We start from the raw sequence: 13,417 nt of genomic DNA, 5'->3' as shown, positions 1-13,417 counted from the left end.
CCCAACTGCCCCCCGTTGTCGGGAGACAGGCCGACGGTTCAGGCAAATGCCCGACTACCGGGGGCCGTTCCAGGCAGGTGAAGACTCTGTGATGCGTTAGTGCCCGGACGGTGCGCACGCGTACGCGGTCCGCCCGGCCCGCATGTCTGCTCCGCCACGGGATACGCATGCTGTGTCACGCAACGTGATGTGGTGGACCATTGAAGGAGTTGGGCCGTGGACGAGGCCGATTTCAAGACGCTGCTCGCGCCCCTTCCGGTGTCCTGGTGGGAAGCCGACGGCGGGCTGGGAGTGGTCGAGGGCGGAGGTGGCGCGTTCGACGACGACCGCACCGCGCGCCGCTTCCTCGAAGCCCTCCGAGCCGGCCGCGACGGGACCCGTGCCGCCCCCGACGCCCCCTACCGGGCCCGCTTCGAGGGCCGTACCTTCCACGTCAACTGGCCGGACCGCCAGGACGGCGCCGGCCACGACCGCAGCAGGGGAGTGGCGGTCGAGGTGGACGGCGCACCGCAGGACGACCCGTACGCCGCGTTCGCCGACCTCACCCCCGCCGCGGCCTTCGTCCGCGACGCCACCGGCCGCTACCTGTGGGCCAACCACGCCTACGCCCACCTGTACGGCACCACCCGCGACGCCGTGATCGGCCGACACCTCGCCGAGGTCGACGAACCCGACGACGTCCTCCGCTTCCTCGCCCTGGACCGGGAGGTCCTGACCGGGGGCAGGCCGGTACGGCACACCCTCGCCTACCGCCGCCCCGACGGCGGTTCCGGACGGGCGGCGGGGTACCGCTTCCCGGTCCGCTGGGGCGGGCAGCGCTGCGTGGCGGGCATCTACGTCGACGTCACCGATTACAGCCGGGCGCTGGAACAGCGGCACCGTGCCGAGGAGGACCTGAGAGCCCTGCGCGACCACAGCGGCCTCCTCTGCGTCCGCCTCTCCACCGAGGGGCTGGTGGGCGAGGCCGGCACCGCGGTCGCCGAATTCCTGCGGGTCCGCCTCTCCGACCTCATCGGACTGCCGGCCGACGCCCTGCTCGCGCGGACCCCCGAACGCACCGCCGTGCACCGCATCTGGCGCGACCTCGTCGGCGGCCGGCGCCGCACCGCCCGGACCTCGGCGGTACTCGTCGACGGGGACAGCCGGCAGCGCCGAGTCCGGGTCCACCTGAGCGCCGTGCGCCGGGCCGCGGAACACGCGCCCGGCGTGTGGGCCGTCATCACCCACGTCGGCCCGCGCGGCGAGGCGCAACCACCCCTGACGGCGACCCAGATACGCATCCTCGCCCTGCTGGCCGCCGGGCACAGCAACGCCGACATCGCCGGGACGCTGCACCTCTCACGGCAGACGGTCGACTACCACTTGAGCCGGTTGCGCGACCTCCTGGGCGCCGCCACCCGCCCGGCCCTCGTCGCCCGCGCCTACGTGCTCGGCATCCTCTCCCCCCAGGCCTGGCCGCCCCGGTCCGCCACGGCGGCCCACCCCCTCAGCCCGGTGTGACCGGACGGTGCGGGCCCCGGTCACCTATTCGACGGCCGGATCCTCCTGGGCCTGCCGCACGGCGATCTGCACGGCGTGTTCCACCTCGTGCTCGTCGGCGCCGGTGGCCGCGGCGCGCCGGGTGACGGCCGCCCGCACCGCCTCGGACGCCGTCCGCCAGCGACGCCACTGCGCCTCGTACGCGTCACCGGTGAGGCCGGCGAGCGCGGCCCGCTCCTCCTGGGCGCTTCGTTCCAGTCTGATCAGCTCATCGGGGACGTCTGTCACGGGGCCAGATCCTAGTGGCCGCGCCGGATCGTGCGACCATCGGACGCACCGCCCGATCGGGTGGACCTGCGGCCGGTCCGGACGACCGGACGGCACCCGACGGGCGGGGGAGTGAGACCCCGCGCGCCGGGCATGTGCTTCTGCGGGCCCGTCCGGCGACGCCCGCGCCCATGCCCAGTCACACCCCATGGCCCTACGGAGAACCCGCGTGATCCTCGACGGCATATCGGCCGCTCCCGCCCGTGGCACCGCGTCCGACGCGGCCGCCCGTAAGCAGCGCCTGCGCCGGCGCCTGGAGCGGCTGATCGGCATCGCGGCCACCGAGGGCAACGAACTGCTCCCGCTGCGCAACGGTGACGAGATCTTCCCCGCGATGCTCGGGGCGATCCGGTCGGCCCGCCACACGATCGACATGATGACGTTCGTCTACTGGCGTGGCCAGATCGCCCGCGACTTCGCCGTCGCCCTCGCCGACCGTGCCCGCGAGGGGATACGGGTGCGTCTCCTGCTGGACGGCTTCGGCGCCAAGGAGATAGAGCGGGACCTGCTCGACCTCATGGACGCCGCCGGGGTGCAGGTGGCCTGGTTCCGCAGGCCCGTCTGGCTGTCACCGTTCAAGCAGAACCACCGCTGCCACCGCAAGGCCCTGATCGTCGACGAGAACACCGCGTTCACCGGCGGTGTCGGCATCGCGGAGGAGTGGTGCGGCGACGCCCGCGGTCCGGGCGAGTGGCGCGACACCCACGTCCGGGTACGCGGCCCGGCCGTGGACGGGATCGCCGCCGCGTTCGCGCAGAACTGGGCCGAGTGCCACGACGAGCTCTTCGACGACCGCGACCGCTTCACCGAGCACCGCCAGGCCGGTTCCTCGGTCGTGCAGGTGGTGCGCGGTTCGGCGAGCATCGGCTGGCAGGACATGCAGACCCTCATCCGGATCATGCTCACCTCCGCCGAGGAGCGCTTCCGCCTCGCCACCGCCTACTTCGCCCCCGACACGTACTTCATCGACCTGCTGTGCCGGACCGCCCGGCGCGGGGTGCGCGTGGAGATCCTGCTCCCCGGCCCGCACACCGACCAGCGCGCCTGCCAGCTCGCCGGCCAGCACCACTACACCCGCCTGCTGGAAGCGGGCGTGCACATCCGGCAGTACCAGCCGACGATGATGCACGCCAAGATCATCACGGTGGACTCGGTCGCCGCCCTGATCGGTTCCACCAACTTCAACCGCCGGTCCATGGACCACGACGAGGAGGTCATGCTCGCCGTCCTGGACGAGGCGTTCACGGCCGAACTCGACCGCGACTACGACGAGGACCTGCGGAACAGCGTGGACATCGATCTCGGCCGGTGGAGACGGCGGGCGGTCCTCCAGCGCGTGAAGGAGGCCGCGGTCACCCCGGTCCGGCGCTTCCTGTGATCCGCCGGCCGGCGCCCCGGTCGGCCGCGGTTCGCCGGCCGGAATCGGCCCTGCCCCTTGCCCGGGCACGGACGGGCGGGTACGAAGAAGTTTCCCTCAGACAATAGTTGCCGGGCCGGAACAGGTCCTTTCGGGCACTTCGGCCCCTACGACGGCCCGGCCGGCGGTGCTTGCCCGGCGGGTCGCCGGGTATCCGCGTTTGAATGAGGGTGATATCCGTATGGGCAGGCTATTACTGAAAGCGATGTGTTCGTGACTCGTCTCGGTGGCTCGGGGGACGACCGGCCGGGCGGACCCGGGGACCACGACCCTCTGTCCGTCGCGCTGGAGATCGCCGATGCCGCGGACGGGCTGGCGAACCTGTGGTCGGTGGCCGCCCAGGGCGCGAGCCTGCGGCTGTCCCCGCACCAGTTGAGGGCCCTGCGGATCCTGGAGTCACAACCCGGTCTCAACCTCACCGCGCTGGCCGAGGGCATGGAGATAGGGCCACCGACGGCCAGCCGGCTGTGCGACCGGCTGGAGGCGGCCGGTCTCCTCGAACGCCTGCTGCACCCACACCGTCGGCGCGAGGTGCGGCTGGTCCTCACCGCGCCCGGCCGGCACGTGCTCGACGAGGTGGCGGCCCGCAGGTCACAGGCGCTCGCCGCGGTCCTCGCCGCCATGGCGCCCGGCGACCGGGACGCGCTCAGCCTCGGGATGCGGGCGTTCCTCGCCGCCCGGAACGACCCCGGCCGGGGCGCCGACGGCCCCCGGCCCTGAACCCGGCACACCGCCGCGCCGTACCGCTCGGCGTCAGGTGCGGGGACCGTGCCAGTCGAGGCAGACCACGGCGGCGTCTGACATCAGCTCCCGGCTGCCGTGGTGCTCGATCAGCCCGGCGACGACCGCGCGGGCCGTCTCGTGCGGCGGTGCCGGACGGGTGGCGCCCAGGATCAGACGCAGGGCCTGCTCGCCGAAGAGGTTCCCCTCCGCGGAGCGGGTGCCGTGCACACCACTGCTGACCACGAGCAGCCGGTCCCCGGGCTCGACCAGGAAGGTCTGCTCCTCGTAGGCCGTCTCCTCGAACATGCCCAGCGGCAGCTGGGCCTCCAGCTCGATCCGCTCGGTGTGGCCGTCGCGCTGGCGGAACAGCTGCGGCGAGCCCGCGTCCACCGCCCGGGCCGCGCCGGTGGCCAGGTCGAACTCCAGCAGCAGGGTGGAGGCGTACATCTTGCCGCCGTACTGGGCGTACACGGCCTGGTCGGCGAGGGACGCCTGGTCGGCCAGGCCGATCCCGGCGCGGCGGGCGTTGCGCAGGGCGCCGACGGTGAGGCTGGTCAGCAGGGACGCGTCGATCCCCTGCCCCATGCCGTCGGTGACGCTGAGGACCAGACGGTCGGCGCTGGTGGACCAGTCGAAGTTGTCCCCGCCGATGGCGTAGGCGGGCTCCAGGTGAGCGCCGATGACGTACTCGTCGCGGGCGCAGCCACGGCCCGGCAGCAGCTGCCACTGCATCTCCGCGGCGAGGGTGAGGCGGCGGGTGCGGCGGGCCTGGAGGTAGAGGTCGGTGTCCCGGCCGGCGGTGGCGACCTCGTGGCCCAGTGCCGTGGCGAACTCGCTGAGCTGGAGCACCGTGTCCGGGCCCGCGGCGTCGGCCGGCAGCCGGACGCACAGGACGCCCAGCCGGTCGCCGCGCACCGTGATCGGCAGGTGAACCAGGTGACCGTCCGGCTCCCGGAGGACCTCGACCACCGGGTTCTGGGTGAGGAAGGCGTTGCCCGCCGGGCCGTCGTGGGCGGAGACCGGGGCCCCGGTGTGCGGCAGGTGGGACACCGGCTGGAGGACCGTCAGACCGTAGTCGGCGAGGAGCAGGGTGACCTCGCGCGCTCCGACACCCTCGGCGAGGATGCGGCGGGCCGTGGCGACCAGCGCGTGGGGCGCGGCAGCGCGCAGCAGGGCCTCCGCCGACGGGAGCGGTTCAGAAGCTTTCACGGCATCCACCCTCTCGCCTCGTGTCCTCCACGCTACCCCGAGAACGTCCACCTCCCGGACGCCGGGTCGGGGACGGGCCCCGGCCCGCCTCCGGCCCCGGTTCCGGCACGGCCGGCGCCATGGTGTGGCACATCAGGACGCAGACGTCGTCATCGCGTTCGGAGTCGTGCAGCAGGGGCTTGAGCAGGGCGTCGGCCGCCGCGTCCAGGTCGTGTTCCAGCTCCGCGCCGGTCAGCGTGGCCAGGACCCGGCCGAGGCGCTCGATGCCGGGGTCGATGCCCCGCGCCCGGCGTTCGACCAGGCCGTCGGTGTACAGCACCAGCATCGAACCGGCGGGCAGGTCCGCCCGGTGGTCGGTGTACGCGTAGGGCACGGGGATGCCCAGCATCACGCCGGGCTTGGCGTCCAGCACGCGCACGGTGCCGTCGGTGTCGCGCACCACGGCGGGCGGGTGGCCGGCCGACGCCCACACCACCTCCGGCTCACCCGGCCGGAACCGCGCGATCAGGGCGGTGGCGTACAGCTCCGGCTGGAGGTGCCGCAGCATGCGGTGCAGGTGCGTCAGGATGTCGCCGGGGCTGTCGTTCTCGACGGCGTACGCGCGCAGCGCGGTGCGCAGCTGGCCCATGACGACGGCGGCGTGCAGACCGTGCCCGGTGACGTCCCCTATGACGGCCAGCAGACTGCCGTCCGGCTGGAGGAAGGCGTCGTACCAGTCGCCGCCGATGTTCAGGCCCCGGGTGGCGGGCAGGTAGCGCGCCGCCAGCAGCAGACCGGGCACCGTGGGCAGGTCGGTGAGCTGGGCGTGCTGAAGGGTCTCGGCGGTGTCGCGGTACTGCTCGTATCGGCGCGCGTTCTCCAGGGCGACACCGACCCGCCGGGCCAGTTCGACCAGCATCACGGTGGTGTCCGCGTCGAAGCGCGGCCCGGGCGCGGTGAGCGTGAGGACGCCCAGCTGGCGGTGGGCCATCAGGGGGAGGGCCAGCACCGGACGGCGCGGGGGCTGCGCGGACGGTGGCAGGTCGTCGGTACCGGGCAGTTCCCCGGGATGGGCGCCGGCGTGCTGGGGGCGGCAGGTGCGGGCGGCCGCGACGGCGGCGGGCGGACGCTCCCGCACCTGTTCCTGCTGCTCGCCGTCCTCCTCGTCGAAGAGCCACACGTCCAGGTGCTCCGCGTACTCCGGGACCAGCATGTCGGAGAGGCGGCGCAGGATGGCCGTGTGGCTGAGCGACGCCGTGATGGCGGCGCTGGCGTCGCCGAGGAAGGTCAGCAGGCGCCGGGCCCGCTCGGCCTCGGCGCGCGCGGTCCGCTCGGCCTCCAGCAGTTCGCGCTGGGCGAGCGCCGCGGCCTCCAGGTCGGAGTGGAGCGCCAGGACGCCCTGGTTGGTCTGGTGCAGCTCCTCCAGGTGCAGCCGGACGAGGCGCTCCTGCTCGTCCAGGACCTTCAGGACGGCCGCGGTGTTCTCGTCCGCGCGCAGCAGCGCCTCGGACAGCGTCGTGCCGGCGGCCGGGCCGTCCGGGGCGGGGCGGCGCGGCAGGGGACAGACGAGGGCCGGCTCGCCGTCCGGGTCCGGCGCGGGGGAGCCGGGCCGCCGCAGAGAGACCTCCAGCCGGCCCTCCCGGCCGGCCCTGGTCCGCCGGGCGCGGAGCCGGAGCTCCCAGGCGCCGCCCTCGTCGAGGCAGCCGCGCAGCCGTGCGGTCAGCGACGTCAGTAAGCGGGCGCGGTCCAGCGCCGGCGCGCCGCCGTCCGTGGCGACGCGGTCGACGGCTGCGCGAGCCCGGGCCGCGTCACCGACGGACGCGATCTTCCAGACATCAGGGGTCGGGGTCATGGACGTCCGTCCGGTGGGTCAGGGGTCAGTACGGCCATACTGCTGTCGTCGCGCGAGGGCTGTACGGCGCCGGCGGCGTCCCACGGGACGACGGCGGCCGGACCGGCCCCGCGGAGCTGTCGACCGGGCGGGCGCGCCCGGCGGCCGGTGGGCCCGGCACCGCTCGGGACGGCCGGGCGGACCGTCCGCCGAGGAGCCGTGGCGGCGGAGCCGGCCCGCGCGGTGGCCGCCGGAGCCACCGGGCGCCGCCGCGTGCCGCTCGGGCGGGGAGGCGGGCCGGGACAGCCGGCGAGCCGCGCACCTCGCCGGGCCGGACCGCCCAGTGGTGTCGGCATCACGGGAGGACGGCGACGCCCCTGGGAGAAGGCGTCACCGGGATGTCCGGTCTCGGCGGGGGAGGCGGCGTTCCCCTCGGCCGGGCCGCTCGGGCCGGGCCCGAGCGGCCCGGTCCGCGGGGTGACCGCGGGCCGCGCCGGGCGCGTGCGCGCGGCGGCGCCCTGCCCCGGCCGGTCGTGCGGGCCGGGACAGGCGACTGTGCGCGGGCCCACGCCCGGGCGCGCGCCGAACGGGGACGCGGCGGGCGAGCCGGCCGTGCGGACGACGGCGTGCCCGCCCGGACGGCCCGACGGGACCGCCGTACGGTGCGCGTCCGGCAGGGGAAGTGCCCGCGCGCCGCGCCCGGCGGTACGGCCGTCCCGTACCCCGGTGCCGTCCTGGGCCGCTATGCCTCGAAGCCCGCTCACGAGGCATCTGTGCGGGACGAGGGCAGCCCGGGGGCCCAGTCGGTGATGGTGACGGTGGTGCCCCGGCCGGGCCGGGTGTCGAGGGAGAAGTCCCGGACGAGCCGCCGCGCCCCGCTCAGACCGAGGCCCAGCCCGCCCCCGGTGGTGTACCCGTCGGTCATGGCCCGTTCCACGTCCCGGATCCCGGGGCCGGTGTCGACGAAGGACAGCCGCACCCCGCGCCGGGTGCCGTCGTCGAGCAGCGTCAGCTCCATGTGTCCGCCGCCGCCGTGGACGAGGGTGTTGCGGGCCAGTTCGCTGGCCGCGGTCACAAGCTTGGTCTGCTGGACCAGCCGGAAACCGAGGTCGCCGGCGGCTTGGCGCACCCGCTGGCGCACCCGGGGAAGGTCCGCCTCCGAGCCGATGGGCAGGCGCACGGCCGGGGGGAGGGAGGGGGAGGGCGCGTCATGCATCACGCACCCGCTTCCGGACGAGCCGACTGGCCGGGCGGTGTCGCCGGTGACGGGTGCCCGAGCAGTGACAAGGCCCTGCCGACGTCCAGCGCCGTCGTCAGGCCGGGCAGGGTGAGCCCCAGCTCGACCAGGGTGATGGCCACGGCCGGGCGCATGCCGGCCAGCACGGTCCGCGTCGCCAGCAGGCGCGTGCTCGCGGCGATCTCGACGAGCACGCGGCCGAGGAAGGAGTCGACCATGTCGACACCCGAGAGGTCGATCACGACACCGCCGACCGGCGCCGGACCGGAGGCGCAGCGGTGGACGATGTCGTACCGCAGTTGTTCGGCCGCCTCGTCGTGCAGCTCTCCTTGCAGGGTGACCAGCAGGACGTCTCCCAGTGCCAGCACCGGCACCGAGCCCGGACGGGTGGCGGGCGAGCCGGTCACCGCGGAATCGCTCCCGCGGCCGGTGCCGCGGAGACGACGATGCCCTGCCGGCCGAGCGCGTACGCCAGCGCGTCGGCGAGGCCGGCCCGCGTGACGATCGACCCCAGGTCGATGCCGAGCTGGACGATGGTCTGCGCGATCGCGGGACGGATACCGGAGACGACGCACTCCGCGCCCATCAGACGGGCCGCGGCCACGGTCTTCATCAGGTGCTGGGCCACCAGCGAGTCCACTGTCGGCACACCGGTGATGTCGAGGATGGCGAACCGCGCCCGCTGGTCGACGATGGCCTCCAGCAGGCTCTCCATGACGACCTGGCTGCGGACACTGTCCAGGGTCCCGATCAGCGGCACGGCGACGACGCCGTCCCACAGCCGGATGACCGGGGTGGCCACCTCCAGCAGTTGCTGGCGCTGCCGGGCGATCAGTTCCTCGCCCGCACTGACCGCGGTCTCCATGACCACCAGGCGCAGCGTGCCCATCAGGACCGTCAGCGCCAGCCGGCAGGCGTGCGCCGACTCTTCGGCGGGGTCCGCGAACTCGGCGTCCAGCAGGGCGATCACCGGTTCGCGCAGGCCGGCGACCTCACCGGCGATCTGCGACGGGCTGGACCCGGCCCGGGAGCGGGACGCGGACATCCGGCCGAGCTGCTCCCTCACCGCGCCGAAGCCGCTCGCCCCGACGTCCTCCAGCCGTCCGGTGCGGGCCACCTCGGCCAGGGCGTCCACCACGGCCTTGCACGCCTCGACGGCCTCGTCCCGCGAGACGATGAAGACGGTACGGAACAGGGTGGCGTCCGCCCAGCGCTGGGCGATCTGCTCGCGGCGCTCCTCCAGGAAGTCGCCGAGCCGCCGCGTCACGTCGAGGGCCGTGTCGTACTCCGCCACCTGCATCGTCTCCCTGCTGTGCGCCACCGCGGCCGGCCGAACGACGAGCCATCAGGCAATTATTGCTTTATGGCAAACATTAGCGCGAGCGCGGGGAGGGGAACAACACGCGATCGTCACAACCGCGCGGGCACGCCGGTCACCGCCCGGCCGGCCTCCCGCGCCAGTCCAGGCAGACGGTCACGGCGTCGTCGTCCGGCGCGGCACCGCCCCGGTGGCCGGCCAGCTCCAGCAGGATCGCACGCGGCACGTCCGCCGCGGGGAGCAGGCGGGTGGACTGGATCGCCCGCGCCAGGGCCGCCTCCCCGTACGCCTCCCCCTTCGGCGAGGCCACCGCGTGCACGCCGTCGCTGACGAAGACCAGCCGGTCGCCGGGTTCGACCTGGAACTCCTGGACGACGTAGTCGGTCTCCTCGAACATACCCAGGGGCAGCTGCGCCTCGAAGGCGACGTGTTCCACGACATCGCCGCGCAAGCGCCACAGCCGGGGCGAGCCCGCGTCCACGACACTCGCCCGGCCGGTCGTCAGGTCGAAGTCGAAGAGCAGGACGGACAGATAGCAGCGTCCGCGGTAGTGGGCGTAGACGGCCTGGTCGGCGAGGGCGGCCTGGTCGGCGATGGGGATGCCGGCCCGCCGGGCGTTGCGCAGGGCGTTGATCGCCAGGTTGGTCAGCAGGGACGCCTCTATACCCTCGCCCATGCCGTTGGTGACGTACAGGATCAGGTGGTCCGCGGTGGCCGACCAGTCGAAGTTGTCGCCGAAGACGGCGTAGGCGGGCTCCAGCTGGGCGGCCAGATCGTACTCGGGACGCGAACACGAACGGCCGGGCAGCAACTGCCACTGCATCTCGGCGGCCAGCGTCAGCCGGTCCTTGCGCCGCGCCTGGAGGTACAGGTCGGTGTCCCGCTCGGCCACCAGCACCTCGCGTCCGAGCACCTCGGCGATCTCGCAGAGTTCGGCCTGGTGCCGGCGGGCGTGGCCGGCGTCGGCCAGGGTCACGGACAGCACGCCGATCCGGTCGCCGCGCACACTGACCGGCAGGTGCAGCCTGGCGCGCCCGTCCCGCAGGTCCTCCCTGTAGCACTGCTGGGAGCCGAACGCCCGCCCGGCGGGGCTGTTGTGCACCGACACCGGTTCCAGGGTGTGCGGCAGCACGGACACCGGCTGGAGCACGGTCAGGCTGTAGTCGGCCATGAACAGCTCCACGTCCCGCGCGTCGTACCGCTCCACCAGCAGGGCGCGCAGGACGTCGAGCAACTCGTGGGGCGCCGCCGTGCGCAGAGCGCGCTCGGCGGCCACACTTCCGTCCATGAGGGAACGCACCCATCCTTCGCCGGTCGACGTACGGGCCACGGTGTGCCGGGCCGCGCTTGTGAAGGGGCTGCGACGGTCGCCCCGGATCATCTGTAGCCAGTGCCTGTGCCTAGTACGCTGACAGGCGCCCCAGTGCCTGCGAGAGTGTGACCGTGAATGCCTTCCGCCGCCGTCCAGAGCCCGATGAGGTCGCGCGTGTGACCACCACGGCCGTCGAGCTGCTGGAAGTCGTGTGGGGCCGCGCCTCCACCGCGCCCACCTCCGCGTCCCAGCTGCGCGTGCTGCACATCCTGGAACACCATGACGGCATCAACCTGCGGACCCTCGCCGAGTCTCTCGCGTCCACCCCGCCGTCCACCAGTCGTCTGTGCGACCGGCTGGTGGCCGCCGGGTTCGTGGAGCGGGCGGTGAGCGCACAGGACCGGCGTGAGGTGCGGCTGCGTCTGAGTGGGCGGGGTCGCGCGTTCCTCGTCGACCTGCGCGCCCGCAGGGAGCGGGAACTGCGCAAGGTCCTGGCGGACATGCCCGCGGCGCAGCGGACCGCGCTGCTGGAGGGGCTGGAGGCCTTCTGCGCCACGGCGGCGACGCAGATACTCGACGACGACGCCCCGGACTCCGGCAGCCGGACCGCCTGAGCGGACACCGCCGGCCGCACCGCCACCGCCGCCCACCGGCACGCGGAGCGCTCCCCGCCCGACGGGCTCGTGCCCCGTCCTCGCGCAGTATCCGTCCGACACGGTCCCCATTGTTGCCTGGGGCCCACTATTGTCAAACAGCAACATTGCGGCCCGAAAACGTCGATAATCCCCGCAACCCCTCCGCCTGCCGGGGAGAGGTCAGACGCGCTCCAGGCGCCGGTGCGGCTCGCTGGGCAGTTCCACGCGGATCGGGTCGCCCGGCCGCACCACACCGCCCTCCCGCACGACGCTCATGATCCCGGCCTTCAGCACGGCCCGCCCGGCCTCGTCACGGCCGACGACCCGCTTCAGCAGCCCGGCCTGGAAGCGGTCGATCTGCCGGCACGGGTTGCGCAGGCCGGTCACCTCCAACACCGCCTCACCGCCTATGCGCAGCAGCGTGCCGACCGGCAGACCCAGCAGGTCGACGCCGCTGGTGGTGATGTTCTCGCCGAGGTCACCAGGGGCCACCCGGAAGCCGTCCGCGCCGACCTCCGCGAACAACTCCTCGTGGATGAGGTGGACCTGACGCAGATTCGGCTGGGTGGGGTCCTGCGCGACCCGGGAGCGGTGCTTGACCGTCGTACCGGCATGCACGTCGCCCTCCACGCCGAGCCCGGCGAGCAGCGTGACGCTGTCCCGGTTCGGCTTGGTGAACGAGTACCGGCCGTTGCTGCTGACCGCCGTCACTGTCCCGCTCATCATCGGGTCCCCCTCCTAGGTGACAAAGCCCTCATGACTCTAACGCCGGCCGGCGCGGGCGTGACGGGCGGAGGTCCGGCGGCCTGTTCGCGGCCGGGGTCGGGGCGGCCGGCGAGGGTGGCGGCGATGTCCGGGTCGGCGACCGAGATCAGCCGCCCGACCAGCTCCGGGGGCAGAGCGGTGTCGACGGCGAGCCCGCACAGAAGATGGTTCACGGGGCGCCATCGACCGGCCCGCCGACCGGTCGGCCCATGCATTCCGGCTTCGGCGGGAGTGTGCCCCGGCGCACTCCCGCCGAGCGCGTCACTGATCGTCCCCAGGTGTCCCGGAGGAGAACCGGTACCCGGCCCATTCGCCGATCGGGACGTACCCGATGCGCCGGTACAGGGCGTTGCTGGTGGGGTTGGCCGGGTCCGCGAAGAGGACGACGTCCGTGGCGCCGGCGGCCAGCGCGGCCGCGCTCACCTCGGCGGTCACGGCACCCGCGTACCCGCGTCCCCTGAGGTGGGCCGGGGTGTACACGGGGTCCACCCGGACCATGCCGGCCACCATCGTCGTCGCGGCGGCCATGGAGACGGGGGCGCCGTCCGGTGTCTCCCAGAACGTGAAGTGCCTGTCGGCGAAGCGCGAACCGGCCCAGGAATCGGCGTCGACGGCGGGGACCTCCTCGACGGTATCGACGAACTCGCCGCACCAGCGCACGACGCGCTCATGGTCCCGCTCGTCCGCGGTACGCCCCCGGCCCCGCGGGAACGGCCGCGGGGGAGTGAGGGTGCCGAGCCGGTGGAGCCGGATCCGGTGACTGAGCCGGGGGATCGCGCCCGTACGCCGCTGCCACGCCTCGGCGAAGGCGGTGGCACTGTCGTGGTCGCCGCCGACCCCGGGCAGGGAGCGGCCGAGGCCGGCCAGACGGGCGGCGAGCAGGTCGGCCTGCTCACGGCTGACGGGGGTGAGGCTCAGCGGAGCGGACGGGGTGCGCTGGTAGAAGACGGCGCGGACCTCGCCCCCTGGTTCCGCCAGCCGGCCGAACACCGGGCCCGCGGTGCCGTTCTGGCCGGCCCGCTCCGCGCGCAGCTTCTCGGTGACCGTCAGCGGCATGGTGTGCAGGGCGGGGCGCGAGCGCAGGAAGGCCCCGGCGCGGGTGAGGAAGTCGTCGATGTCTTCGGTGAGGTGCCAGTCGTCCGGGCGCATGCCGCATGGTCCCCGATCCGCCCGGCCCGGGGGGAG

At 74.0% G+C, this 13,417-nt stretch carries 13 protein-coding genes; 4 read left to right on the top strand and 9 right to left on the bottom strand.

All coding sequences use genetic code 11. The features are described 5' to 3' along the window. The first annotated feature begins 216 nt into the window (after positions 1-216). Complete coding sequence (locus ACIQVT_RS02765) at positions 217-1,500, top strand: PAS domain-containing protein (RefSeq protein WP_403746360.1); 1,284 nt, start codon at positions 217-219, stop codon at positions 1,498-1,500. Positions 1,501-1,524: 24 nt separating this feature from the next. Here the strand turns inward: ACIQVT_RS02765 and ACIQVT_RS02760 are convergent, their stop codons facing one another. Continuing rightward, positions 1,525-1,767 carry a hypothetical protein gene (locus ACIQVT_RS02760; protein ID WP_403746354.1) on the bottom strand — a complete coding sequence of 81 codons (243 nt, stop codon included), beginning with the start codon at positions 1,765-1,767 and terminating at the stop codon, positions 1,525-1,527. Between the two features lie 187 nt (positions 1,768-1,954). Here ACIQVT_RS02760 and ACIQVT_RS02755 point away from each other — a divergent pair, with 187 nt between their 5' ends. Together ACIQVT_RS02755 and ACIQVT_RS02750 are read left to right on the top strand one after the other, a co-directional pair. Continuing rightward, positions 1,955-3,184: a phosphatidylserine/phosphatidylglycerophosphate/cardiolipin synthase family protein gene (locus ACIQVT_RS02755; RefSeq protein WP_403746351.1), complete on the top strand. Its 1,230-nt coding sequence runs from the start codon at positions 1,955-1,957 to the stop codon at positions 3,182-3,184. Between the two features lie 252 nt (positions 3,185-3,436). Continuing rightward, complete coding sequence (locus ACIQVT_RS02750; RefSeq protein ID WP_403746347.1) at positions 3,437-3,943, top strand: MarR family winged helix-turn-helix transcriptional regulator; 507 nt, start codon at positions 3,437-3,439, stop codon at positions 3,941-3,943. A gap of 33 nt (positions 3,944-3,976) precedes the next feature. Here the strand turns inward: ACIQVT_RS02750 and ACIQVT_RS02745 are convergent, their stop codons facing one another. The 6 genes from ACIQVT_RS02745 to ACIQVT_RS02720 form a co-directional block, all read right to left on the bottom strand. Further along, complete coding sequence (locus ACIQVT_RS02745; RefSeq protein ID WP_403746344.1) at positions 3,977-5,164, bottom strand: PP2C family protein-serine/threonine phosphatase; 1,188 nt, start codon at positions 5,162-5,164, stop codon at positions 3,977-3,979. Beyond that, entirely contained in the window at positions 5,142-6,986 is a 1,845-nt protein-coding gene (locus tag ACIQVT_RS02740; protein ID WP_403746341.1) for a PP2C family protein-serine/threonine phosphatase, read from the bottom strand. The genes ACIQVT_RS02745 and ACIQVT_RS02740 overlap by 23 nt, the downstream gene beginning before the upstream one ends. A gap of 739 nt (positions 6,987-7,725) precedes the next feature. Further along, positions 7,726-8,181 (bottom strand): ATP-binding protein, encoded by a 456-nt coding sequence (locus ACIQVT_RS02735; RefSeq protein WP_403746338.1) that lies wholly within the window; start codon positions 8,179-8,181, stop codon positions 7,726-7,728. Beyond that, on the bottom strand, positions 8,181-8,609 hold the full coding sequence (locus ACIQVT_RS02730) for an STAS domain-containing protein (protein ID WP_403746335.1): 429 nt from the start codon (positions 8,607-8,609) through the stop codon (positions 8,181-8,183). Before ACIQVT_RS02730 ends, ACIQVT_RS02735 begins: the two co-directional genes overlap by 1 nt. Continuing rightward, the gene (locus ACIQVT_RS02725; RefSeq protein WP_403746329.1) at positions 8,606-9,502 is read right to left on the bottom strand and encodes an STAS domain-containing protein; all 897 of its coding nucleotides are present in this window, start codon (positions 9,500-9,502) and stop codon (positions 8,606-8,608) included. The genes ACIQVT_RS02730 and ACIQVT_RS02725 overlap by 4 nt, the downstream gene beginning before the upstream one ends. Positions 9,503-9,635: 133 nt before the next feature. After that, positions 9,636-10,808 carry a PP2C family protein-serine/threonine phosphatase gene (locus ACIQVT_RS02720; protein ID WP_403746326.1) on the bottom strand — a complete coding sequence of 391 codons (1,173 nt, stop codon included), beginning with the start codon at positions 10,806-10,808 and terminating at the stop codon, positions 9,636-9,638. A gap of 200 nt (positions 10,809-11,008) precedes the next feature. On the opposite strand from ACIQVT_RS02720, the gene ACIQVT_RS02715 reads away from it, so the two are divergent. After that, complete coding sequence (locus ACIQVT_RS02715) at positions 11,009-11,446, top strand: MarR family winged helix-turn-helix transcriptional regulator (RefSeq protein WP_403746321.1); 438 nt, start codon at positions 11,009-11,011, stop codon at positions 11,444-11,446. 201 nt (positions 11,447-11,647) lie between these two features. Here ACIQVT_RS02715 and ACIQVT_RS02710 read toward each other — a convergent pair whose 3' ends face one another. After that, complete coding sequence (locus ACIQVT_RS02710; RefSeq protein ID WP_403747877.1) at positions 11,648-12,190, bottom strand: MOSC domain-containing protein; 543 nt, start codon at positions 12,188-12,190, stop codon at positions 11,648-11,650. A gap of 303 nt (positions 12,191-12,493) precedes the next feature. Next, positions 12,494-13,381: a GNAT family N-acetyltransferase gene (locus ACIQVT_RS02705; protein WP_403746318.1), complete on the bottom strand. Its 888-nt coding sequence runs from the start codon at positions 13,379-13,381 to the stop codon at positions 12,494-12,496. Positions 13,382-13,417 lie beyond the last annotated feature (36 nt).

This window comes from Streptomyces sp. NPDC100445 (assembly GCF_044759735.1).
Lineage (GTDB): Bacteria > Actinomycetota > Actinomycetes > Streptomycetales > Streptomycetaceae > Streptomyces.
The sequence above is the reverse complement of the archived record's forward strand: the minus strand, read 5'-3'. Positions and strand labels throughout refer to the sequence as shown.